A 24353-nucleotide genomic window follows, 5' to 3' on the forward strand; every position below is an offset into this window, starting at 1 on the left:
TTTGCGCTTGATTTTTGTTTACGTCCCGCTAATATATTTGGGTGTATCACTAGTAAAACTGAGTAATAGGCAATATTAAGATGTTGCTAGTATTAGCAGAAGTTTACCGTCAAGAACTGTGGTTATATGAAAATACAAAACAGAGTATAGAAAACTGGATTGTCAGTTTAAGTCAACCACACATTCGTCCGATTGTCCGTGGAAAAGCAGGAACAGCCGTAGAGTTTGGGGTAAAGTTTTCAGCTCTTTATTTTGACGCCTATGTATTTCTAGACCGCATAAGTTGGGATAGTTTTAACGAATCAGAAGACTTAAAACCACAAGTTGAAGCATTCAGAACCTACACGGGGTATTATCCTGAACCAGTTCATGTTGATAAAGTTTATCGGAATAGAGACAACCGTGCTTGGTGTAAACAAAGAGGTATTAGAACAAGTGGTCTTCCGAAAGGAAGACCACCTAAAGACGTCAGTAAAGAAAAGAAGAAACAAGCTTTAAGGGACGAGAGAATTCGTAACTGTATTGAGCGTGAATTCGGACAGGCTAAACGAAGATTTAGCCTTGGGACAGTGATGGCTCAACTTTCTCATACTCCTTTAACTGCAATTGCTATTTCTTTTTTACTTATGAATCTTGCTACTCTTCTCTTACACCTTTTTTTGTGTCTTTTTATGGCGATTTTTCAAAACCACATCTTTTTTCACCTTTCTCATTAATGAAAATTAAGTTTTGGATAATCGCAGCCCACGAAAACTTATCTTTTTCCCTGTCTGATAATTTAGTCAGTTCTTCTCTTGCCTTTTGATGACCTTTTCAGCAAACCCTATTTAGTTTCATTTATGATTATTTAGTTCATGATTCCTACCTCTTGAGTAAGCCTTTAATTAAGTAAAGCTTTCTCACTAACCTATAGCTTTTTGACACTCCGCAACCGAAACACCTTTTCTCATTGCTTCCACTAAAGCTTGATAACTATCCCAATTGTCCTGAATCAGAATTTTTAGCTTGGAGCAAATAAAAACGCTGTTTTTGTTCAAAAATCTTTTCCTCAAAACCCAAAGCTTGCAAAAACTGATTTAACTTGGCTTTATCATCACCACCACCCTCAGCAGATTTAAAAACCACATTTTCTGCGGCAATTCCCGCCATCCAAATATTACAATAGAGTTCTACCATAGAAACACCTATCTTGCCCTTTTCCAACTGTTGTGCAATAATTTCGCTATCTTCCAAAGTCACTCCACCTTGTCCTGGTTGTCCTAGTTTCCAGGCTTCCCACGCGCTGAGAGTATAGCCAGTGACAGGAATACCCAGCAGTTGAGCGACGAGGAAATGACCTGTTTCATCATGTAAAATGCGATCGGGATTTTCTGGAGAAAATCGCGCTAACCAATCTAATACTATCATTCCTCCTTTTCCTTGAAAGCTGAAATTATCCAAGGTAGCGATACCCAAAAACCCCACCATAGTTAAAATTGGGATAGTTGGGGACAGATGTATTAATGGTTCCAACAAAGTGGAAAGCGTTATCAAGAATACGAATACAGCAATGAGATTGATAGCAGCTTGATTCATAGTTAGTTTCCTAAGGAAGTTGTTTAAATTTCTGAATATTTAATTAAATGTAATAAAGTTACAGCAGGATTGAGGAGTAAAAGTCTCTTGCTGTCTAGGTTTCAATTTAGATTTTATACCTCATTGATCTGCAATCTACTGTATACTTTATTGATGAGAAAATTATACCTTGTTGGATATTGGAAATCAAAGATTGAGGATTAGATCTAGACTAAAAGTTTTTTCCAAGTCCCCAATCACTATTAGCTATTCCCTTTTCCCCTCATTACCCAACATTCTTAATAATTTTCTCGCCACTAAAACACCAACAACTCCAGCACCAACCAGTTCCATCACATGGACAAGTTCCTGACCCAAATTGCGGGGGTTAATATGATGATGAAAAATTTCTTCATCCAGCCATTCTGTAGTAGCTTTAAAGTTATGAATTGGTGTTGGTAGTAGTGTTAAGTAAGTCCCTTGACGGATTAAATGCGCGGGTTCACCTGCAACTTCAAAAATATTGAATAAGTTAGCAGCCGCATCATTGAGGCCCAACTTCAACATAGTTCCCCGGATGTCAACCTTAACTGGTTTTGGGTCTTTTCCTAGAGCAAGTGCTGTCAAATTCCGAGCAATATTTGCTCCGTGTTGATAAGCTACTTGTGCTGTAGGTGGTAGCGAACTATTCTGAACTGCTGCACAATCACCACCTGCAAATACTTCTGGAAAATCAAGCAATTGCATTGTGGGAGTGACTAGGGGACGGCGATGATGATCCCGATGTTCTTGCGGAATTGGTAAGTCTTGGATCAGAGGATGGGTAGAAGTGCCAGCCGTCCAAATTGTGGTATACGTTGGCAATTTTCTTACTTCACCATGGCTCTTATATTCCACCGCGTTAGGATGAACAACAGTGGCTTCTGCTTCCAGAATAATTCCAATTTCTACAGTCCGTTTTTGTAATTCTGTCTCAGCAATTGGACGCAACGGATCGTTAATATCGCCATCAAGAATTTTCTGACCATGATTGAGAAGAATCACACGGATTTCCGCAGAACTACCGCCTAATACGCCATACCAATGTGGGAGAAAATCAGCTAAAGTCGCTGCCATTTCTACACCAGAAGGACCACCACCAACTATAACTACTGTTAATAGTTTGCGGCGTTGTTCTACATCTTCTGTTTGGATGGCTTTTTGTAAACAGTCACGTAAATGTCGGTCAAGAGCGATCGCATCAGCTTGTGTCCAAAAAGGAAAGGCATTTTCTTTAGCACCCTCAACGTGAGGATAGCCAGTAACGCTCCCCAAAGCTAATACTAAGTTACTGTATTTGTAGGAATTCCCAGAAGCTAATTCGACTTCCGATTGATGCAGGTCTATTGACTGTACTATATCTTGAACAAAAATGACACCACTACATTTAAGTAATTCCGAAAAGTGTGGTACTACTTGAGAGCTATTCATTTCTCCATCGAAATATTCATAAAGTAATGGCTTAAAACAAAAGCGTTTATTTTTATCAATTAAGATCACAGAGCGAGGATAGTGTTCGTGAGCTAAGTGTAAGGCTGTAAATAGACCGGTAAAACCACCACCGACGATCACAGTCTGATAAACTGGGCTGTTCATAAAAACTCCTCAAGGGTGAAATTTTTACAGATTTAGATCTCTTCTGAACATGCACGCGGAGGAAAATAGCAAATGACTAATGATTAATGATTAATTTGCTATACCGATAAGAAGAAAGCAATGATAATAGCACTAAGCACAAGAGCGAATACAATAGCGTACTCAAATCTGCGGCTAAAAAATCCCACAGCCGTAACCAGAGCGATCGCTAATCCAATAATGCCAACATACTGCTCTTTTTGTAAATTATGTGCAATAAGTGGGTCTTGGTTTTTACCAGGTATTGGAGTTGCTTGAATTGATTTTGGCAATGGTAGTTCTTGTGCTAATAAGTTCATAAAATTACTCCTAAAAATAGTTCTTGCCTTGTTAGCGTAAGCCTGCGGTTCTGACTATTTTGTAGCTTACTTTCCGTAGAGTATTTTGAATACTAACTTTTTAAGCCTGCCACAAGTAGAGAATTGAGAAGAGGAACACCCAAACTATATCAACGAAATGCCAAAATAGAGTCGTTGCACTTGCACCAAAATGATCTTTGTTGTAATTACCTGGAATTAAGGAACGGAAAAGCATAATTATCTGGAGAATTACACCATTAATAACGTGTAAATCATGAAAACCTGTTAATACGTAAAATGTTGAACCAACTAATCCTGTAGTTGACCTAAAACCGAGTTGACTCCATTCAATTCCTTGACCAATTAAGAAGTAACTTCCCATGCAAATTGTCATCAACCAAAGCCAACGGAATTTATTTAGCTGATGGTGCTTGAGAGCATTTTCTGCTGGTTGAATGACAAAGCTACTGGAGAGTAACACCACCGTGTTAATAATCACAAAGGTAGACAATTTTGAACCGGAAACACCAGGTGGTAGCCAATTCTGTGAATGTGTCAATCGCAGGGCAACATAAGTGAAGATAAAACTCAAGAAAACCATGCTTTCCCATAGCAGGAACACGGTAAACCCGAACATACCCTTACCATGATGGTTTTTAGCACGTCCACCACGAATTGCTAGGAAACGCTTTAGCCAATTTGGTAGGTATCGCCACCAGCGTTCCAAAGGGATAGGACTCTCATCTACATGAATTACCCAACGGGTCATAGTTATATAGTTATATAGTTATATAGTTTAAGTAAAATTTTTATCCCAGATACAGTACCTTATTCTTAGTGTTCTAGCTGATGATAGTCAGGAGGTTCTATCACTGAGTATTTAGGGTAACCGTAATCACAAGGTGGTCTTTTCACAACCGGAATTTCATCAAAGTTATCTTGCGGAGGTAGTGAGGTGGTTGTCCATTCCAATCCTGTGGCATGCCAAGGATTGTTGACTGCCCTTGTGCCGTATAGCCAGGAACCCACCATATTGCCACCAATAAAAGGTAATATAGATACTCCCAACAAGAAGCCGCCTAGACTAGCAATAACATTCCATCCTTGATAGCGTCGGTCATAAGAGGAAATTCGCCGTACCATTCCCTGTAAACCTACTGGAAGCATAGGAAAGAACGTAAGGTTAGCACTGATAAAGGTTAACCAAAAATGCAATTTGCCCCAACCTTCGGGGTACATCCGTCCGGTAATCTTCGGAAACCAGAAGTAAATGGCGGTAAAAATTGCCATTGTGATGGTGTTAAAAACAATGTAGTGGAAGTATCCCACTATAAAGTGAGTATTATGGACGTGGATATCAAATGGTACTGCTGCCAACATCACTCCAGTGACACCACCAAGCAGAAACATGGCTGCACCTCCCATAGCGAACAGCATGGGTGTCTCTAAATGCAGTTTGCTTTTCCAAATTGTAGCAGTCCAACCAAATGCTTTCACACCTGTAGGCACGGCAACCAAAATTGATGTCACGATAAATAAGATCCGCATCCAGCTAGGTGTAGCACTGGTGAACATATGATGTACCCAAACAAAAATACTAACTACAGCAATGCCTAAAGAGGCGACAGCTAATGACCGATAACCAAATAAGGGGTTACGGGAAAAAGCTGGCAGAACTTCCGCAAAAATACCAAAGGCTGGTAGCGTCATAATGTAAACTGCGGGGTGGGAGTAAAACCAGAATAGATGCTGGTAAATGATCGGGTCGCCATTCTCTAAAGGTTTGAAGAATTGCATCCCAAAATTGAGGTCAAATAAGAGCAGGATTAATGCACCTGTTAGGGAAGGTAAATTAACTAGTTGCAACAACTGGGCGCTGAGAACTGACCAAACAAAAACGGGCATTCGGAAGAAGGTCATTCCTGGGGCGCGCATCCAAAAAATGGTTGTTACGAAGTTAACAGCCCCCATAATTGAAGAGATGCCGATGATTACTAAACTGATAATCCAAATCAATTCCCCATTTATTGGTTGACCAGGAGGAATTTGCAGTCCGGCTGGTGGTCATATCTACCAGCCGGACTGCGCCGTACCATTGGGCAGCAAGAAGCTAGATAGCAATAAAATACCCCTTGGTGGAATCATCCAAAAAGAGATGGCGTTGAGTAGAGGAAAAGCTATATCCCGCACTCCAATCATGAGGGGTACTAGGTAGTTAGAAATACCTGCATTGAATGGAATAATCCATAAGAAAATCATAATTGTCCCGTGCAAGGTGAACAAGCCGTTGTAAAGGGGACGATCTACTACATTGGACTGAGGCGTAATGAGTTTGGCACGGATGACCATTGCCAACAGGCCGCCAACCAAGAAGAAAATGAAAGACATCACCATGTACTGAACGCCGATCACTTTATGGTCAGTGCTGAAGCTGAAGTATCTTCGCCAGTTATTCTCAGGCTCGTTTTGAGATGTTGAGGATTCTCTATATCCAATGATATTGTCCATATCAGTATGTAATATTTATTAGGTATTTTCCTTTGACACTGCCGTAGGCAGTGCGCTCCGCCCGATCGCTCTTTGATAAGGTACGACAGTGTACCAGCCAGTCTTAAACCATGTTTTTGGTGATTGGCTATACTCTGCTAATGCCTGATTTTTTCTCATCTTTGGTTCTTTTTCAGTTTTCGTAAGCCACTGGTTATATTCCTCCAGGGATTCAACCTGGATATTGGCACCCATCAAAGTAAAGTAAGTACCCTTGAATAAGGCATCTTTCAACCTATGTCTGCCGATATGTTTGGGTGTAACTATAAGGTTAATGTTGGGTCCAGGCATAATATACTGCTGTAACCGGAACTCAGGGACGTAAAAGCTATGGAGTACGTCCTTAGCGTGCATATTGAGAGGAGTGCGAAGATTTACAGGCAGATGTAATTCATCGCCAGTAATATTATTTGGATAGCGGAAAGACCAATCCCATTGCTTCACAAAAACCTCAATAGTTTCAGATGCTGGTTTCCGTTTATCATCACTAGCTACGGCATAGGCCGGTTCTGATTTTGGGAGTGTATGCAAATGTAGGATTTGCCTCAAACCTAGAATATTTAATTGCTGATAAATATTGAAGCCTTGGAAAGCAATCCACAGCAGTAGTAAGGTTGGAGTCGCCGTCCATCAGATTTCTAGCTTGATATCATCACCTCTAGATGAGTGTCCCTAGCTGTAGTCATTTTTGGGTGCATGAAATAAAAGTACCGAGTACAGGATCATGCCTACAAGCCCAAGGATAATAAATGCTCCGATTGAAAGTAAGAAGCTAAATAAACTATGGACTGTTTGTGCTTCTGCTGTAGCTTCAAGCGGCATCGAAGGATACGCCAACTGCCCAATCCAATGGCTGATAACAAGCAGCACTGCAATACAACCAGCTATTAGTAAATATTCTAAACATCTAACCATAAACTCAGAATGCTTCTCGTTTAATTATTTGAGCAGCAAATGCGGGTTTGCGCCCTATTGAAGTAATTTAGCCGCCGTAACGTGAATGCTAAACTCCTCCCCTAATTGTGCCCCTAAAGTTCTGTGGAAATACAACATACCGAACATCACAATGCCTATTAACAAATAATTCCACTGCACTTATCTAGAAGCATTATTGCGCCAATCGTAGCGTTACAAAGCTCTCCACACGTTTATGGCAACGATAACCCCTAGCAGTAAAACACCACCTAAACCATGCAAAAGCATTGTCCACTAAACGCTCAACCCCCAATTACTCTTTTGATTAACTAGTGGTTTTGTCAGCAGTAACTCGAAAAAAACAAAGGCGACAGTAAAAAATATCACAATAGCCGCCCACAGAAGGATCTACCGACCAACGTCGAAGAAACCAGAACGGATGGCGGGAAGACCCAAAAATTTGAAGATTGGTCGTTATATGGAAAAAATAGCTCCTGGTCAAACTAAGATATTGATTATAAACAAACGCAATATCAGATGCACCAACTGCGGGTGCATGGGAATTTCCTAGGGTAGTCTATTAGCATCTAACCTCAATCCTAATTAGTCAATTAGCTGTGAGTTCATGACGATATTCCCTGTTTCATCGCTTCAACGACAGGCTTAAAGTGTAATCCGTATACCCAAAATAGGTTGCTCCCCAAATACACTTGGATTACTCCTAGACCAATTAAAAAGGTTGCTACACCGAGGTAAGCAGGAGGCAATTTTAGCGGGTTGCGATTGTGAATCACAACCCGCCAAGCTGTAATAGCAGCAACGATCGCCGTAAGTGACCAACCCATGACTGTGTGAAAATTAAGTATGGGCTGGACTGCTGGATAAACTTGTGCCAGCCCTGCTTCAAACTGTCCAAAAATCATGGCTGCAAAAATAGGGATCGCACCCATAAACACATTCCAGAAACCAACCTCAAATAAACGTGCATTGCGCGTGGAATAACCCACCACATCACAAATAAATGAGAAAAACACCATCGCTACAAAATGGACAACAATCGGGTGTATGGGGTCGGAGTATGGGAGATTTTGGCTATTAAGAGGGAGAGGGAACATCGCTTACTTCTGGCGATCACCAGACGATATAATATCAGTTAATTTTGAGCAAAACAAAATTCATTATTGAGGTTTAAATTTTAAAATTGCTCTCCACAAACTTATTACTACTAACTCTTATCTAAAAAATCCAACAAAGAATACTCTCCTAAGAGAGATTTAAAAACAAAATAAGTAAAGTAGGTGGGCGGGAAAATTTATAACTATGTCATGGCGAATGCAGCAAAGCGGAACCAGGCAATCCCAAGGGATTCAAGTAATTTACATTTTGTTAGATAGTTATGGTTATTTATCTCTACCTATTTATTTTATTTTCATGATCTGCATCTGCTTTTTTTATATTTTGCTCTGTTAAAAAACCAGAAAATTCTAGGTAATCGATTCTTTACTTGGGAAATAAGTAGGTGGGCGTTAAAAATTGTCGTTATGACAAGTCAAGAGGCAAAAGGCAAGAGTGAAGAGGTTTTGGGGCTAATTTCTAAAGTTTCCCGCCTACCATTATGTAATTCCTTCCTTATTGTCCGACTGAAACCATCCGAGAATAGGCTTCTTGGGATTTACCCATCGCATCTTCATCTACATAGCGAATCAAATCATCAACTAGGAGATTTTCGAGAGTGAAAATACGTAAATTCTGTTAGATCCCGTTAATATTGTGCTTGTTGAGACTAGGAAAGAGAATTTGAGAGAAAACTGAATTAGCGATCGCATTTTCAACTAACGATTAACATTCACAAGACAGTAATCTGCGGGTTTTCTACAGAAGTTCATTATCTGTTTCACCGACTAACTCTAAATAATCTTATAAGACGCAGAAAAATTACTGCGTATAAACTTTTCTCTCTATGGTTAAGCAAAACCTCCCATTGACCAGTCCAATCTATATGTGTGGAGATTTGGATTTTCGCAGACATTATCTGGACATAGTCATAATTTTTGCTCCAAATACTTTCTAATAGTAGCATTTATCAAGAGACGGAACTCAATAAATAAGTACCTTCAGCCTTTGTTGACAGAGATTATCCTTTGCACATGATTCTATCTAAGATCTTCTCTACAGTCTTGGCAAACTTTGCATCTCCTCTAGCCCGTGGACATGGAAGATCAATTTTCATATTCATACTGATTTGACCATTCTCAATGAAAACTACTAAGAGATGATTTATAAAGTAAATGTTTAGGAGAGAAGAGGAAGTAGCATAATTCTAGTCATAAGAGCATATATAGCCCCTTACCTCATTTGTGTTAAACGCTCATAATCCTTGCTTAGACGATAATATTGGTTAAACCACCCAAATGTTCTTTCTACTACCCAGGGTTGTGGTAAAACTTTAAATTCTTGCTCAGTAGGTCCTATGACTTCAACATGAGCTTGAATCAGGAACCAAACTGCAAGTGCAAATTTATCACCGTCATAACCGGAATCAACCCATAAAACTTGGACTTTTTCCAATAATTCTGTGGGTTCCTCTAGCAGTTCCATTAGTGCATAGGCAGCAAGTATTCGTTCTGGGGCATTCGCTTCACTAACAACAACTTTAAACACAAATCCCAGGCTATCAACTAAAGTCTGCCCCTTTCTTCCTTTTACCTTTTTACATCCGTCAAAACCATACACATCCCCTTTTTTTGGTCAGTGTTGACCGACTGACTGTCTGCGGCGAGCGCGGTAAGTTGTGTTGATTTACCTAATTTCGAGCGAACTTGACTACCCAATGTATGGTTGAATTTTTCCCAAACCCCCTGGCCCTGCCATTTCCTGTAATAGCTATATACCGTTGACCTTGGCGGGAAGTCACCTGGAAGCATATTCCATTGACATCCAGTTTTCAAATGAAAATATATGGCATTACATATTTCACCTATATCTTTTGTGGGTGGATGCCCTCCTTCTTTGGCTGGTGGAATCAATGGGGCTAGGATTTCCCACTCCATATCAGTTAAGTCTGTGGCGTAAGACTTTCGTGCCATGATTAGCTATGTAAATACACTATATCTGATGTATCCTATCATTCCAACATTCCTTTTCTACTCCCCTTTACATTTACTTTATCAGCCTCTTATTACCAATGTTTCTTCATCAATTGTCATACCCCAATGGATAGTTGATACATAGTCTCAAAGAAATTGGGTAGAAGTTGTTTACAGGGAAGCCAAGGGATGGGTAGGATTCAAAGAATATCAAGTTGGAGATAACAGTAGTTGACTGCGCCATTTTATTTTGGTTTTCTGTGCCTACACTTTTATTCTTTGCCATCAGTGGACTGGAGGATTAAGACTAAGGGTGCTCTAAGAAACCTTTGAATACTTTTACTGAAGCTTTAGAAGCGTTGAGAACACCCATATCTTTTCTATTGATTGATTGGTTCAACTTGAATCCGGACATGTTTCCTTCTGATAGAGCCAGTTTGGGCTATATTTGGGGTTGATTTTTGTTGAAGTCCGGCTAATAAATTAATTGCTCACATCAAAGCATAAAAAAATTATTTTTCAGAAATCTCTTACAAATTTTGGGGATTTAGACCCCTTTAACCTATGCCGACCCGATAAAGATTCAGGTGATGCTACCCTTTTACTAGTACAGCACGGCGTAAATAAACCAACCATTCCAAATCTCTGAAAAGCTCAGGCTGTATTCATTTTGCATTTTGTTGGCGCAGGCTCCTGGAAGCAATATTTTGAATTTCGTTAGGGTAGCTCTTCTGAAAGAACCAGTTTGAATTCACGGCAGTACTAGGTTAGTTTGGTACTCATAGTGGCACTAAAACCTAAAAAGACAAGTTTTGGATAGGAAAATTTATTCAGATGCCTTCTCAATAAGGAACAATAAACCTATTAAAAAATTGTTTCTGTGGTATGATAGAAAGTCTTAGATTTTATGTATTTTCAGTGTTCTTTGTGATCGGTAATTCAAACATAACCGTGTAACTCTGATTTTGAGCTAAAACAAAGAAAGTTATCTTTTATAAGATCAAATTAATTCTGCAAGACGTCTAATGATTTTGAACCAGGTTTTCCATAGAAAAAACCTAAGAACTGGAACTTTGTACTTAGTCTTGTTTATGACCTGTATATCTAACTTAATATTAGTAATTACTATTTAGCTCCAATGAATTCTAGTCAATTCTCCCAGTAATTAGTTCTTATATTCTATATCTTATAGTATATACATCCGTTTTGTTGGTTTCCATCTGATCTTGGTTATATAGTATATATATACTATACCTATTCTATAGCGTCCACTCTCTAAAAGCCTTTTGGAAGATTGATTCAATGGATAGTTTTATGATAAAGCATTACATTCTCAATCTTAATCCAACTCCCAAGCATGAATGGGACCGATACATATTAAGTAACCCACTAAGGGGAAAACGCCCAGACATTGCCAAATTAATTGCTGAAGCAGTGGGTGCGGATACAGGCAGTTATTTGGTGAGTGTGAAGATTGAAGTAACCGTCTTAGAGGAAGCAGCAGTACCAGCAGTGAAACAACTTTCACTGCCATTTCCAGAAGTTAATATTAATTTATCAAGGCGAGAAGCAGCGTAGATATAACATGAACCAATAAGCAGGGAATAGGGTGTAGAGTATTGATAGTTGACACGGTGTTCAATATTAGTATTTATGGGAATTTCTTTATTGTATATTCTTTGCTAAGAAATGCAGTAATTTACCAATCTGCTGATTAATAGTTGTTACATCAAAACGCAAACTAGCACTAATTCTAGCATTTTGAGCAATGATTGCAGTGTTGTGCGGCTCATGAATACAACTGTTAATTACCTCTGCTAGTTCCTGTGGGTTTCCTGGTGTGACTAAAAAACCATTGATTTCATGTTCCACTAATTCCATTACCCCTCCAGCTTTAGCCGCGACCACAGGTTTACCACACAGCATAGCTTCAACAATAACTCTGCCAAAAGGTTCAGGTGCTGTTGATGTATGTGTCACTAAATCACAAGTTGTCATTAATTGGGGAATGTCAGCACGAAATCCTAAAAATTTAACCCTATCTTCTAATCCCAAAGAGGTAACTCTTTGGTGTAAATCTTTTACATAATGTTGTTCACCAAATAAAGCATCACCTACTAGAATTGCTGTGATATTGTCTGGACATTGGGCAAGTGCATTAATTAAAATATGCTGCCCCTTCCAAGGTGATAAACGGCTGAAATGCCCAATTATAAATTTATCTTGTAAACCTAATTCTCGTTTTATTTTCATCACACTTTCTGCGGAGATTTGATAATTATTTAATTCAAAGCCATTATAGACAACTTCAATAATATTTGATTTTCCTCCAGCGTGTAAGAATGCCTGTTTACTGGCTTGGGAATTAGCAATTACTAAGGAAGCAAACTGATTAATTAAAGTAATAGCAACACGCAAGTTAGTTTTGCTAAAATGTTCGATGGAGAGAATATCGTGTAAATGATAAACTAAAGGACGACGAGATAAAAGACTCGCAATAGCACCTACAACTAAGGCTTTTTGAGTATTGGCGTAGATTAAATCATATTTCCTGGCACGTTGTATTACTCGATTAATTAGGGGTATGAGCTGACCTAAACTCCCTAATGCTGCTAACAAACCACTATCTTTATTAACTTTAATAGCTTGAGTAGCTAAAATTTCTACAGGTATTTGATGCTGCTGTAGTAATGATCTAAAATCACCATCTGCAAATAAACCTACAAGAGAACTATCCGCATAGGGTTTAGCAATATCTATTAAACATAACTCAGCACCACCTGGTTTACCACTTTGATCCAAAAACAAAATTTTCATTATCCTATTTTTCAATTTGTATTAATCTGTGTTTATCTATGGTCGCTCTCTAAATTTATCTAGATAAAATAACTTTCCTTACTTTTTGAGCAATATTAGTCCAATCATAATTTGTGATTGTGTAATAGCGGCATTCTTCTCTAGTAGGTAAAGGAATCTTTTCTAAGATTGCTAGTTCTAATTTCTCTGCAATGCTTTTAACTGTGATAGAATCAGTAATTAAATCTGGTGAAAATACTTGTAAGATTTCTGTCATTCCCCCTACAGGTGTACATAAAACTGGAGTACCACATGCTAAGGACTCCAGAATTGCTAATCCAAAACCTTCGAAAGACTGACTGGGCATTACAGTTAAATTAGCAGCTTGATAAGCTATTGGTAAATCTTCATCTGGTAAAAAGCCTAATAATTGAACGTTGTTTTCTAGTCCTAGTTCTAGAACTTGTTGTTGGAGTATTTCCTGAAGATGACCACGACCAGCTATAGCTAACCAAATATCAGAAATTCTCGGTTTGATTATTGCTAATGCTTGCAATAATTTATCGATTCCCATGCGATGTACTAAACGGCGAGATGTGAATAATATCGGTCGATTAGTCGGCCAATTTAGTTTTAATCTTGCATCTTGACGAGATAGATTATTTTGAAAGTGATGAATATCAACTCCACCAGGTATAATATTAATTATGCTCCAAGGGATTTGATATCTTTGATGTAAAATATTGCCAAAAGCTTCACTCAAAACTATAAAGCGGTCGCATCGATTATAAGTATTTTTTTCTATCAACTTCCATTTCAGCCAAATACTAAGTTTCTGGTCTACAACTTCTTCTTGACTTTCAGAAGCCCAAGGTCCATGGAAATTAAAAGTAACTGGTACGTCTTTAGGTAAAAGATCCATAATTGGAAAGCTATATAATGCAAAATGTAGATTAATAGCGTCTGGTGTTTCCAATCTGCTTTTCTGAAAATTAGTGCGAATTGACCACAATCTTTGGCAAATAGGACTATCTGGATCAGCTAAATTAGTTAGCTTAATAGGTATATTTTCGGCTTCACTGGGTAAACCTACACCACATAATTCTACCTGATCTTGATTGTCTGCTAATTTATGAGTTAATTCATGAATATACCTTTCTAATCCTCCTGGGGTTTTGGGGAACCAGCCAGTTCCCAATGTGAGGATAGATGCAGAACTTGATTCATAACCTTTTTTGTTACCTTCCACCTAATTATCTCCTCTAGGGAATTTAGTTTGCTTCCACACTAAAATTAACTTTTTTACATTCAGCCCTTAATTACTATTACTGACTGGTTGAAATTCTCAAGGCTGTATTTAGTATTTTGGTTTGACCACTTATCTCTTGATCTACAAGCCCTCAGATTCATCCGTGGAATTAATCCAAAATCCAAAATTGAATCAGGTGATCCAATTTTTGATCGAAATTCAATTTATGATCAAAATCATCACTTGACTAAACTGTCAGTCCGGTTAAAAAATCATTCATCAGTGTAGTTTTCAATCAATTATTTTTATATGGGTGATGTTACTAGGATAAATTGGTTTGAATTATACCGATTTAATGATTTTGATCATTCTGTACACATGATAGATGTTACTTCTCATAATTGATTTAAAAAAAGGATAATCATCAGGATAGATGCTCAATATTTTCTGTTTTCCGTGCATAATTCTCTGTCTACCTTCTAGGATTTACGACTTACTGCATCAGTATATCTATTTATAGCGGTAAACCTTTATTAATCCTGTATTTAAATTCACTTAGATGATATTTATCATTACACTTTCTCAATGCAAATCAAACTTTACTCTTGATTAATAATTGCTGTGTTAAAGAAATATATTTTCTTTATAAAGTTTCGATAAGAATATATAATTAACAACATTTATCTGTTAGGTTATTGATGTCTTGTACAGGTGCATATACAAATTCTCCATTACTACATATAACAATCCTGCTGACCCTACACTCTGTAATTAGTTGGAAATTGTGCAATATATCAAAATCGAACAACCATAACTTTTTCAGTAATGATAATTGCCAATATGCAATCAGAGCAATTATATGAAAAATATATTTATCTCGCAAATTAAAAATATCAGTCACAAACTAAATCAAATTATTAGGAATTCAATTCAGAGTAGATATGGAGGCACAAAAATGGCCTTCAATTTTTTACTCGGTCTAACTTGTGGATTAATGGTGATATTTGTGGGTATAACAATGGACTCAGCCACGACAAAAACCACTACAGTAGCTGGATTTACCTATGAAACTTCTTGGCTTGGTAATACTATCGGCAAAGGTAAATTACGAGTCCAAAATAATGTAGAGGCAATGTATGTAACAACTAATGGTAAAATTTATACTAATAGTTATTGGGATGAAGCTGGAGGAGAAGCAGGAATATATAAAGATGGTAAGGTTATGGGTTTTCTAGAAGATATTCATGGGTGGAATCGTCTCGGTGGTAAAGCAGTAACAGCCAATAGCAAATATATTTATATTGCTATGTCCCAAAGTGGAATGAATAATGGAAAAGACGGTTATCCACCAGAAGGTAAAATTTGGTACTGTGTCAGACGTTATAATTTAGCCGGAAAATCTGTACCTTTTCCGGGAGGTAATGGCTGGGATAAAAGTATGTTAATTATCAGTGATAAACATGAAGTAACTGGATTAGCAACTGTAGGTGATAAATTATTTATTAGTAATGCTGCTGGTAACATTGTACAGATTTACAATACTGAAACAATGCAGGAGATAGGCAAATTCGCTGTTACCAATCCTGGAGGAATAGCCATTGATCCACAAGGAGATTTGTGGATTATTCAAACTAAAAAAGGTACTATGGTTGGTCAGATTGTCCATTATTCGCAAACAGGAAAAAAACTGCCGCAACAAATTGTAGATGTGGTTGATCCAACAGCGATCGCAACTTACAGACAAGATAGGTTATTAGTAGCAGAAAATGGCATCCGTCAACAAGTGCTGATTTACAATATCGAAAATCAGCCTGTACAAGTAGGAACATTAGGGACTGAAAATGGTATCTATAGTGGTGTTCCTGGTGAAGTTGAAAGTTTAAAATTATATGGAATTACGGGAGTCGGTACAGACAGCACAGGCAATATCTATATCAACAATAATGGTTTTAATAAATCAGGTACAGATTTAAGAAAATTTTCCGAATCAGGGAAACAACAATGGCAATTATTGGGTTTAACATTTGTAGATAATGCAGATACTGACCCCAAAAGTGATGGTGTAGATGTATTCACCAAGCATGAAAAATACCTGATAGATTATAGTAAACCATCTGGTAAACAATGGACTTATAAAGTCTACACACTTAATCCTTTTAAATATCCTCAAGATCCTCGTTTACATACATCCCCAGATGGCCCTATTTTCCGACGTATTCAAGGGAGGCCTTTTTTATTCCTCACAGATATGTTTGGCAGCTTACTGCAGATTTATCGTTTTCAACCAACTACAGACGGTAATATTGCTATTCCTGCGGGGCTATTTGTGGTAACTAATGATAAAGGTAAATCTATTCAGGGTAATTGGCCTCCCTATCAACCAGCCAAAGGTGAATGGATTTGGCGAGATAAAAATGGTAATGGTGCATTTGATCAAAATGAATATGACAGCAGTGAAGATTATCCCTACATAGGTGGTTGGTGGGTAGATACTAAAGGTGATGTTTGGAAAACTTTGCGAACTGAAGATGGTATTCGTCATTATCCTTTACAGGGATTAGATAGCAAAGGAAATCCCATCTATACTTATACTTCAATACAAAAACACAAAACTCCTAGTGTGTTTAAAGATTTGCGGCATATTGAGTATTTTCCTGAAACAGATACTATGTATTTATCAGGTTTCACAGCAGCACATCCCGCTTCTGGTGATGATACCAGGGTTATAGGATCAGAAATTGCCCGGTTTGATAATTGGAGTAAAGGAAATCGCACTCCTAAATGGCGGACTGTAGTTCCTTATGATTCTACTGGGAAGCGTGAAGTTTCTACTGCGGCCATCAGTGTAGCTGGTGATTATGTGTTTGCAGTGACGGTGAAAACCGCAGAAGTTTATGTCTATAAAACTGCTACAGGCAAACTTGTACTCAAGTTCGGTCCTGGTCCAGAAGTTGGTGGAGAAAGTGGCTGGGTTGATATCCCCCACGGTATCCGGGCTTTTCGCCGTGCTAATGGTGAATACTTAGTGTTTGCAGAGGAAAATATGAACGGAAAGGTGATTATTTACCGTTTCTCAATGTGAGGAGAAAAATTCCTAAAATTCACTAGAAAACCTGAATTTGTAGGGTTCTGGCATTGTTAAGCCCCTATTTAAAATCTTTTATACATTGTTCATTCCCACAATATCAGCAAAATATGAATCATATTAAGTAAGTGGGGCTAATTACTGGTAATATTTTTCTATTACCTGCTTGAGCAATCAAATTGGATTTCCATATAAGTAGAAAATAACTACTGAGTCACTGCTGATTTATTCTTCATATTGATAAGGCAGATTTACAGAAAAAATAAATACGAGGGGTCATATTTAATTATTATAAGAAATAAATACTTGTTGTTTGTTTAAATATGATTTGATTTAATGAGTTATAATAAATGTTTATTCATGTCAATTTTCAATTGAATCTAAAAAATTTCCAACCTGAATTAGTATCAAATAAGTATTTAATTGTATTAGATAAAAAGAACAAATGGATAAAACTAGTCTGATTAAACTAGAAAAACTCATCCCCAATGATTTACTAAACCTAATGCAATATATTCATGCAAACTTACTCTCTAGATGGATTTTACGTTGGGGAAGTCAGCCCTTAGAATTTAGTCAGAAGTCAGCAATGGTTTTTTCTCCCCATCAAGATGATGAAACCTTGGGTTGTGGTGGAATGATCGCCCAAAAAAGGGAGCAAGGACTATCTGTAGTTGTCACTTTTTTAACGGATGGACGAGGTTCATACACTTCAGACCTAAATATTCAAAATCAAATTATTCAGATTCGTAAACAAGAATCCTTAAATGCGTTAGGTATTTTGGGAGTACAGCCTTCGGGAATTTACTTTTTGGATAAACCAGATGGCACTTTACCAGATTTAACAGCAGAGGAAAGAGAACAAACAATTAAACAAATTTCCGAATTGCTAAAGCGTTATCAACCAGGAGAAGTTTATGTTCCTCATCATAAAGATTGTCATAAAGATCATGAGGCAACATTTTATTTGGTTAAAGAAGCAATCACACAAGCAAAAATTACGGTAGAACTCCTACAGTATCCGATTTGGGTATTCTGGAGAGCTCCCTTATTTATCCTTTTAAAATTAAAGGATATTACAGCGGCTTATCAGTTATCAATTACACCAGTACAAGAGAAAAAAAATCAAGCGATCGCAGCCTATCCTTCCCAAATACAAACCCTACCTAGTGGCTTTATTAACCAATTCTTAAATTCACCAGAAATCTTCTTTAAATCTGAACCTTAGTTCCTGCGAACTTACTTATTTCTGAATTGAATCAAGGTGAAATATCTAGTAATAAGGATCATGATATTTGTTTAGAATAATTGCCATGGAGAAAAATTAAATGCGAATCCTACACATTACAAACCATGTCCAAAAAATCGGTAACGGAATTGTTAATGTGGCAGTAGACTTAGCCTGTTTACAAACTAAAAAGAGTCTTGATGTTGCTGTGGCATCAGCAGGAGGAGAATATGAAACATTATTAGCAAATTATGGTATTTCCCACTTTAAATTAGATCAATCGCGCACACCAGTAAACATGATCAAAGCTGCTTGGCGCTATCGAGAAATTATCAAAGAATTTCAACCAGATATTGTTCATGCCCACATGATGACAGGAGTTGTGTTAGCAGGTATTCTCAAAAATAGTGGTCAATATAGTTTAGTTTCTACCGTACATAATGAATTTCAACGTAGTGCCGTATTAATGGGATTAGCAGATCGCGTCATCGCAGTTAGTCACGCAGTAGGTGATTCTATGATCCGTCGTGGTATACCAGCTAAAAAATTGCGGGTAGTTGCTAACGGAACATTAAACAGTCCTCGACATAGGAAAATTCAAGATTACCAACCCCTCCCACTCCATCATCCAGCCATCACCACTGTAGCTGGAATGTATAGTCGTAAAGGAATAGGTGAATTAATTGAAGCATTCAATTTGATTGCAAAAGATTTTCCCAAAGCCCATCTTTATCTAGTAGGAGATGGGCCAGATCGGGTAATTTTTGAGACTATTATTAATAGTAAAATCTTTAGAGATAAAGGATTACATCAACGTATCCATTTTGAAGGTTTTCAACCAGAACCTCAACGTTATATGTTATCCACAGATATATTTGTTTTAGCTTCACATTGCGAATCATTTGGTTTAGTTTTAACAGAAGCAAGAGAAGCCGGGTGTGCAATTGTCGCCAGTGATGTAGATGGAATTCCAGAAACCTTAGATCATCGGCAAGCTGGTATTTTAGTTCCACCTAAAAATAGTCAAAAGTTAGCCAATGCATTGGCCCAATTACTAAGCGATACCAAACAATTGCAGAAATGGAAATTTCGCGCCAAACAAAACCTAGAAAGATTTAGCGCCGTACGAGTAAATGAAGAAACATTGAATGTTTACCATGAATTAACCAGACAATATAATCTCGTCAGAATAATCGAACCGAGAGAATTAGTAATAGGTAAGTAGCCATTATCAACTACTTACAAATTTACTTCCCCTCTTTTTTATTCCCTATTACCTGCTATATATGAATCAGTTCCTTCTGGCTGAGATACATAGCAATTCCTTTTTCATAATAAGCAGCCTCATTAATAAAAATGGGATGTACAGTAGATTCTCCTTCATAAAAAATTTCTTTGCTTTCAAAAGTTAGAAATAGTGGATCACCAGAATATAGAGGTTGATAGTCTCTAAACTGAAGTTGGGGGTGAATCATAGCTGCAATATCCCCATCTTCATTTCTGGGATAATTAACCACACCACTAGCTCTATAAACAGTAACACTATTCTGAATGAGGGGATTTTTACCTTTGTTAAAATCTTCGAAATAGTCTAAGACTGCATAAACAAGATTTTCTGTTTGTTTAAATAATTCCCCATCTAAAGTACCCTGAGCTACAGCACCAACTTCTATAGAAAAACCTAATTGACACAGCGAACGGAGAAAACCACTGTTCCTAGCTTGCTGATGAATATAAACTTTTACTAAAGGATTAATTGCACTTAAATAAGCAGCTAGTCCAAGTAATAAAGGATGTATATTACCAATAATAATACATAATCCCATATTGGCAGTAGTAGTATGTAAATCAATAATTACATCTACAAATTCCTGATTTTCTGGTTGCAGTATTGCTTGAATTTCTTTGGCTCTTAATTCCTCATAAATTGAAGATTTAGTAGCTGGTAAATTATCTCCTATAAAGCACCGATTTAAATCAATATCAACATATCTTCTACGGGCTAAAATAGCCTGAAGATTGCCTAATAATGCAAGACTTTCAAAACTATTTCTGTTAATTAAATGGGGATATTTTTGGAATTTTTTGACTAAATAAACTCCGATTAATTCATTACCATGAATTCCTCCCACAATTGCCAATCGATTGATTGGATTCATAATTACCTCATCTAGACAAAACTTTGATAAAAATTAGAAATTGACAAGGATCAAATTCCCGACTTCTTGAAGAAACCGGGAATCTTGTTGTTCACTAAAAATTGAGGACGGCAATATAAGCTACATTTTCATTCCTTGATGCTGATAGTATTTATGTGCTGCCATAGCCATAGCCAAAAATCCCCACATAATCATACCTGCCACACTCAACATCCCGCTATAGATAATTAACTGAGCGCAGGAACTGATACTAATAGCACGAGCAGCACTGACAAAACTATCAAAGCGACCTTCGGTATACCTGCTCACACTGACCAGCATCAAGACTAACCCAGTAATATAAGGTATAGCACCGAACCAACCCAAAGTAAAAAACATATCTAAAATACCACTGTCAATGACGATAACTTCTATTTGTCCAGTTTTTTCATTGACCTTCCAAATATTTCCTAAACCGTTACCGAGAACAGTAGTTAGGGCTAAATTGAGATTCCGATCATAAGTTTCTGATCTGTCCTTAAAGCTACCATCTTTTTCCAAGTTGGAAAAACTTTCTAAACGAGTAGTCACAACTTTGGAAATAGGTTCAATAGTCACTAATGGTAAGACACACATAGCCATGACTAAAATGATCGTAATTAAGCGCAGTTGAATTTTGGTTTTCACTGAACCAAAAATAAGGATGATTCCTAATAACCACCCACCCCAACTAGTACGTACTTGTGAAAGTAAAAACGATAGATAACCAACCGCTGAGGCAGGGAAAATTAATGCACCTGTACTGGTAAATAATAACAGCAACCCCGTTTGCATCACGGTACCAAATGGCCCTGGTGAGTGCAATGTACTCCAAACCCGCATCCCAAATGCTACAGGATTACCAGCGCTGGTGAACATTTTTGATTCTGTCAACCAAAATTGATCCCATTCAGGAGCAGCTACAAATTGATATACACCATAAGCTCCTGTAATTAAAACGCACCAGATAAATACACGCTGAAAGTGTTGGCGATAGCTAGGGTAATCTCGCCAATTCATAAATAAATGAAAAGCGAAAATAATGGGACTCAACCAGTCTAAAAAACCGCGTATGACTGGAACTGGTTGATTAAAAATCAACCCTACTAAACCACCATAGGATACGCCAATAACACCCAAGATAAAAGGCAAACCACCTTGACGGATGGCATTAGGTAGGTATTTGAGCAACGTGGCAATGGTGACAAATACCACTAAATATGGGGCTATGAGCATTTGACGGGTGGGATCCCAACCAACCTGATAATCAACTAAACGAGTGAGTAAAGGTGTGAGAAACCAAATCCACCAAGTAAAGCCGATGTAAAGAATGGGATGACGCAAGTATAAAAATATGGCTACTAATAAAGATGTGGCAGGAAAAACTATCCGCAATAAGCTCGCTGCACCACCAAAGTAGTAAGTTGCGATGAGTAATAGGAAGCTGAAAATAACTATCCAACTTTGTGCAGATCGATCTTGTGGAGAAAAGGTTGATTGTGAAAAACTATTAGGAAGTATCTGTTTGGAAAACATACAAGTTTGAATTTGGGATTTCGGATTGAATGATCTAAAATTTAAAGTTGTCAATCCAAAATTGACTTGACAGAAGGCAAGAAGTTTATTTAATTTTAGATTTCTAATTTTGTATTTTGAACTGATTTGTTTGCCATCCTTGCCATCGCCCACGCAAAGATGCTTGCAATTTTTTATTAACAATTTTGCCTTGACTGGGGAAAAGTCTCAGCCATTGGACGAAGCCTAAACAGTCTCTTGTTCCTACTAATATTGCCCAGAATAAAAAGGCGATTCGGCGTAATGGAGACAGATGTTCTAATAAAACTACTGTTTCATTGTGGACTAAGTTAGTACAGGCAATTTCATTAAAGTTTTGACGTTGGTCTTCATCAAAACGTTGGGCTGGGTAGTGATCTACGGCCACGCTGGGATCGTAAATGATTTTCCAACCTGATCGTTGTAGTGCAAAGGTAAATGCCATTTCAAAGTGTACTTGTGCGCCAGTTCCTCGCATTCTTTGATCAAATTGCAATTTGCCGATTGCCTGTGTACGAAAACTCATATTTACACCTTTGAGAACATCCACTTCACGGGGTCCGCCTACTCCAAGATGATGGTTGCCAATTACACGCCCAAACCACTGTAAGCGTCCTACTATTGAACATGAACTATCTTCTATCTTTTCACCCCGGTGTACCCAATCACGGCCACCAACACCACCTATGCAACCATCGTTTTGAAAATGAGCAGTGATTTTTTGCAACCAATCAGGATGAGGTGCGGCATCATCATCAGTGATGGAAACTATGTCTCCTGTTACTTCTGCTAGTCCGGCATTGAGGGCTGCGACGACTCCAGGTTGTGTGACTGTGACAGTTTGTAAAGGTAGGTTGTGGGGAGAAAATAGGTTCAAGAATTGCCAAGTTTCTGTATCTGTATCTCGAACTACGATAATAGCCTGATTAACTGGTTTAGTTTGGGCTTGCAGTGCGGAAAGGCAGTGTAACAAGTCTTGAGGACGGCGATAGGTGGGGATAAGAACTGTATTCCTCATGTTTCATTAACTCTTCAAATAAATCTAAATAGGTTTGTGCCATAGTTACCCAGCTATGTTGTTCAGCAATAGTACGAGCGACTTTACCCATTTGTTGACGTAGTGTGCGATCGCTACTTAATAATTTCAAAGCATTGGCTAAAGTATCAATATCATCACAATCGGGTAAAACAATTCCACAAGCTGGTGTTACTAAATCAGCTGCACCAGTGGTTTTAGCAGTAATCACAGGTAAACCTGAAGCCATCGCTTCAATTACTACTAACCCAAAAGGTTCATAACGGGAAGGAAAAACAAATAAATCTGATGCCTGTTGAATTTGCGGCATATCACGGCGATAACCTAAAAAATGTACCCGTTCAGTTAATTTTAAGTCCGCAACCATTTCTGGATAGGGGCTATCTTTGGTTTCACCAACAACTGCTAAATGTAAACTAGGAACTTTTACTAAGGCATGAAGTACAGTATCTAAGTTTTTGCGAGAAATGCGAATATCTCCAGCAAACAATGCCAACGTCACATTTTCACGTATCCCCAACTTTTGGCGAGAACTCGCACCAGGGGAAAATTCTTGTAAATCAACTCCATTCACAATCACACGAATATTAGCACGGGGTACGCCAATATTAACTAATTCTTCAGCTACTTTTGTAGATATAGCGATAACAACTTTAGTTTGGCGAAAAGCTTCTTTTTCCCAATAAGCATTAATAGCAGTGTAGAGCCACTGATATAAACCATATAAATCTCGTCGTTGACGAGCAATATGTACAGGCGATTTCCACCAAGAACTATGGACGAAATGCACAGCATTGACATCAGTAGCGCCCATGGTAATCGCACCATTGGCTTTAATTAAATCAACTTCGCCCCGATGTTTACGTAACCAATCACCGCTTTTTTTAGCAAATACAAAATTGCGAACAAATTCACTCGGATATCCATCAACAGAAATGGAAACCCAATTTACTGCAGTATTATGTTCTAATTCAGGTGCTATTTCACTCGACAATAATGTCAAATTATGACCACGACGGAGTGCTTCCATAGCTACTTCATAATTGACTCGTCCTTGACCATCACCTTTTCGGATTTTATGGGTAACAATGCAAATTCTCATTGCTCACCTCTCAATTTTATAAATCAATTTCAGATAAAAATGAATACAATA

General features: G+C 37.8%; 17 protein-coding genes and 4 pseudogenes. 6 read left to right on the forward strand and 15 right to left on the reverse strand.

Annotated elements, in window-relative coordinates; genetic code table 11:
* Positions 1-28: 28 nt before the first annotated feature.
* Positions 29-716 (forward strand): annotated as a pseudogene (locus AAZO_RS14755) (transposase); the annotation flags it as partial.
* Positions 717-902: 186 nt separating this feature from the next.
* Here AAZO_RS14755 and AAZO_RS14760 read toward each other — a convergent pair.
* The 9 genes and pseudogenes from AAZO_RS14760 to AAZO_RS30630 form a co-directional block, all read right to left on the reverse strand.
* Positions 903-1575 (reverse strand): annotated as a pseudogene (locus AAZO_RS14760) (ATP-dependent Zn protease).
* 246 nt (positions 1576-1821) lie between these two features.
* Positions 1822-3189 (reverse strand): NAD(P)/FAD-dependent oxidoreductase, encoded by a 1368-nt coding sequence (locus AAZO_RS14765; RefSeq protein ID WP_013191857.1) that lies wholly within the window; start codon positions 3187-3189, stop codon positions 1822-1824.
* Between the two features lie 98 nt (positions 3190-3287).
* Positions 3288-3527 (reverse strand): hypothetical protein, encoded by a 240-nt coding sequence (locus AAZO_RS14770; protein WP_013191858.1) that lies wholly within the window; start codon positions 3525-3527, stop codon positions 3288-3290.
* A gap of 100 nt (positions 3528-3627) precedes the next feature.
* On the reverse strand, positions 3628-4296 hold the full coding sequence (locus AAZO_RS14775; RefSeq protein ID WP_013191859.1) for a cytochrome c oxidase subunit 3: 669 nt from the start codon (positions 4294-4296) through the stop codon (positions 3628-3630).
* 65 nt (positions 4297-4361) lie between these two features.
* Positions 4362-6035: pseudogene (locus AAZO_RS14780) on the reverse strand (cytochrome c oxidase subunit I).
* Positions 6036-6053: 18 nt separating this feature from the next.
* The gene (locus AAZO_RS38510) at positions 6054-6623 is read right to left on the reverse strand and encodes a cupredoxin domain-containing protein (protein ID WP_228371215.1); all 570 of its coding nucleotides are present in this window, start codon (positions 6621-6623) and stop codon (positions 6054-6056) included.
* 420 nt (positions 6624-7043) lie between these two features.
* Positions 7044-7169, reverse strand: a complete 126-nt coding sequence (locus AAZO_RS42595; RefSeq protein WP_338026880.1) for a hypothetical protein — start codon at positions 7167-7169, stop codon at positions 7044-7046.
* A gap of 443 nt (positions 7170-7612) precedes the next feature.
* Positions 7613-8104 (reverse strand): DUF2231 domain-containing protein, encoded by a 492-nt coding sequence (locus AAZO_RS14790; protein WP_013191860.1) that lies wholly within the window; start codon positions 8102-8104, stop codon positions 7613-7615.
* 1231 nt (positions 8105-9335) lie between these two features.
* A protein-coding gene (locus AAZO_RS30630) for an IS5 family transposase (RefSeq protein WP_085940210.1) occupies positions 9336-10075 on the reverse strand; the annotation gives its coding sequence in 2 pieces (ribosomal slippage) (positions 9336-9724 and positions 9724-10075; 741 coding nt in all).
* 91 nt (positions 10076-10166) lie between these two features.
* Here AAZO_RS30630 and AAZO_RS38520 point away from each other — a divergent pair.
* Together AAZO_RS38520 and AAZO_RS14805 are read left to right on the forward strand one after the other, a co-directional pair.
* Positions 10167-10533 (forward strand): annotated as a pseudogene (locus AAZO_RS38520) (IS701 family transposase); the annotation flags it as partial.
* Positions 10534-11389: 856 nt separating this feature from the next.
* The gene (locus AAZO_RS14805) at positions 11390-11653 is read left to right on the forward strand and encodes a hypothetical protein (protein WP_013191863.1); all 264 of its coding nucleotides are present in this window, start codon (positions 11390-11392) and stop codon (positions 11651-11653) included.
* A gap of 87 nt (positions 11654-11740) precedes the next feature.
* On the opposite strand, the gene AAZO_RS14810 is transcribed toward AAZO_RS14805, so the two are convergent.
* On the reverse strand, positions 11741-12892 hold the full coding sequence (locus tag AAZO_RS14810; RefSeq protein WP_013191864.1) for a glycosyltransferase family 4 protein: 1152 nt from the start codon (positions 12890-12892) through the stop codon (positions 11741-11743).
* Between the two features lie 55 nt (positions 12893-12947).
* Positions 12948-14120 (reverse strand): glycosyltransferase family 4 protein, encoded by a 1173-nt coding sequence (locus AAZO_RS14815; protein WP_013191865.1) that lies wholly within the window; start codon positions 14118-14120, stop codon positions 12948-12950.
* Between the two features lie 859 nt (positions 14121-14979).
* Here AAZO_RS14815 and AAZO_RS14820 point away from each other — a divergent pair.
* The 3 genes from AAZO_RS14820 to AAZO_RS14830 all read left to right on the forward strand — a co-directional run bounded on the left by AAZO_RS14820 (position 14980) and on the right by AAZO_RS14830 (position 19658).
* Positions 14980-17202, forward strand: a complete 2223-nt coding sequence (locus AAZO_RS14820) for an NHL repeat-containing protein (RefSeq protein ID WP_041640594.1) — start codon at positions 14980-14982, stop codon at positions 17200-17202.
* Between the two features lie 448 nt (positions 17203-17650).
* Positions 17651-18433, forward strand: coding sequence for a PIG-L deacetylase family protein (locus tag AAZO_RS14825; RefSeq protein WP_013191867.1), 783 nt, complete (start codon positions 17651-17653; stop codon positions 18431-18433).
* A 100-nt stretch (positions 18434-18533) separates the two neighbouring features.
* Entirely contained in the window at positions 18534-19658 is a 1125-nt protein-coding gene (locus AAZO_RS14830) for a glycosyltransferase family 4 protein (protein ID WP_013191868.1), read from the forward strand.
* Between the two features lie 55 nt (positions 19659-19713).
* On the opposite strand, the gene AAZO_RS14835 is transcribed toward AAZO_RS14830, so the two are convergent.
* From AAZO_RS14835 to AAZO_RS14850, 4 genes are all read right to left on the reverse strand, one after another.
* Positions 19714-20592 carry an aspartoacylase gene (locus AAZO_RS14835; RefSeq protein ID WP_013191869.1) on the reverse strand — a complete coding sequence of 293 codons (879 nt, stop codon included), beginning with the start codon at positions 20590-20592 and terminating at the stop codon, positions 19714-19716.
* 120 nt (positions 20593-20712) lie between these two features.
* Positions 20713-22146, reverse strand: a complete 1434-nt coding sequence (locus tag AAZO_RS14840; RefSeq protein ID WP_013191870.1) for an O-antigen ligase family protein — start codon at positions 22144-22146, stop codon at positions 20713-20715.
* A gap of 103 nt (positions 22147-22249) precedes the next feature.
* Positions 22250-23182 carry a glycosyltransferase family 2 protein gene (locus AAZO_RS14845; RefSeq protein ID WP_013191871.1) on the reverse strand — a complete coding sequence of 311 codons (933 nt, stop codon included), beginning with the start codon at positions 23180-23182 and terminating at the stop codon, positions 22250-22252.
* Complete coding sequence (locus tag AAZO_RS14850; protein ID WP_013191872.1) at positions 23100-24302, reverse strand: glycosyltransferase family 4 protein; 1203 nt, start codon at positions 24300-24302, stop codon at positions 23100-23102. Before AAZO_RS14850 ends, AAZO_RS14845 begins: the two co-directional genes overlap by 83 nt.
* Positions 24303-24353: the final 51 nt, after the last annotated feature.

This window comes from 'Nostoc azollae' 0708, from assembly GCF_000196515.1.
In the GTDB taxonomy this organism is placed as follows: Bacteria; Cyanobacteriota; Cyanobacteriia; order Cyanobacteriales; family Nostocaceae; genus Trichormus_B; species Trichormus_B azollae.

What these genes read in the sequence shown, in the direction of transcription:
- AAZO_RS14775 (WP_013191859.1), bottom strand. Translation starts at nt 4,296, where the DNA reads ATGACCCGTTGGGTAATTCATGTAGATGAGAGTCCTATCCCTTTGGAA.
- AAZO_RS14850 (WP_013191872.1), bottom strand. Translation starts at nt 24,302, where the DNA reads ATGAGAATTTGCATTGTTACCCATAAAATCCGAAAAGGTGATGGTCAA.
- AAZO_RS14765 (WP_013191857.1), bottom strand. Translation starts at nt 3,189, where the DNA reads ATGAACAGCCCAGTTTATCAGACTGTGATCGTCGGTGGTGGTTTTACC.
- AAZO_RS14820 (WP_041640594.1), top strand. Translation starts at nt 14,980, where the DNA reads ATGAAAAATATATTTATCTCGCAAATTAAAAATATCAGTCACAAACTA.
- AAZO_RS14790 (WP_013191860.1), bottom strand. Translation starts at nt 8,104, where the DNA reads ATGTTCCCTCTCCCTCTTAATAGCCAAAATCTCCCATACTCCGACCCC.
- AAZO_RS14770 (WP_013191858.1), bottom strand. Translation starts at nt 3,527, where the DNA reads ATGAACTTATTAGCACAAGAACTACCATTGCCAAAATCAATTCAAGCA.
- AAZO_RS14810 (WP_013191864.1), bottom strand. Translation starts at nt 12,892, where the DNA reads ATGAAAATTTTGTTTTTGGATCAAAGTGGTAAACCAGGTGGTGCTGAG.
- AAZO_RS14830 (WP_013191868.1), top strand. Translation starts at nt 18,534, where the DNA reads ATGCGAATCCTACACATTACAAACCATGTCCAAAAAATCGGTAACGGA.
- AAZO_RS14845 (WP_013191871.1), bottom strand. Translation starts at nt 23,182, where the DNA reads ATGAGGAATACAGTTCTTATCCCCACCTATCGCCGTCCTCAAGACTTG.
- AAZO_RS14840 (WP_013191870.1), bottom strand. Translation starts at nt 22,146, where the DNA reads ATGTTTTCCAAACAGATACTTCCTAATAGTTTTTCACAATCAACCTTT.
- AAZO_RS14825 (WP_013191867.1), top strand. Translation starts at nt 17,651, where the DNA reads ATGGATAAAACTAGTCTGATTAAACTAGAAAAACTCATCCCCAATGAT.
- AAZO_RS14835 (WP_013191869.1), bottom strand. Translation starts at nt 20,592, where the DNA reads ATGAATCCAATCAATCGATTGGCAATTGTGGGAGGAATTCATGGTAAT.
- AAZO_RS14805 (WP_013191863.1), top strand. Translation starts at nt 11,390, where the DNA reads ATGATAAAGCATTACATTCTCAATCTTAATCCAACTCCCAAGCATGAA.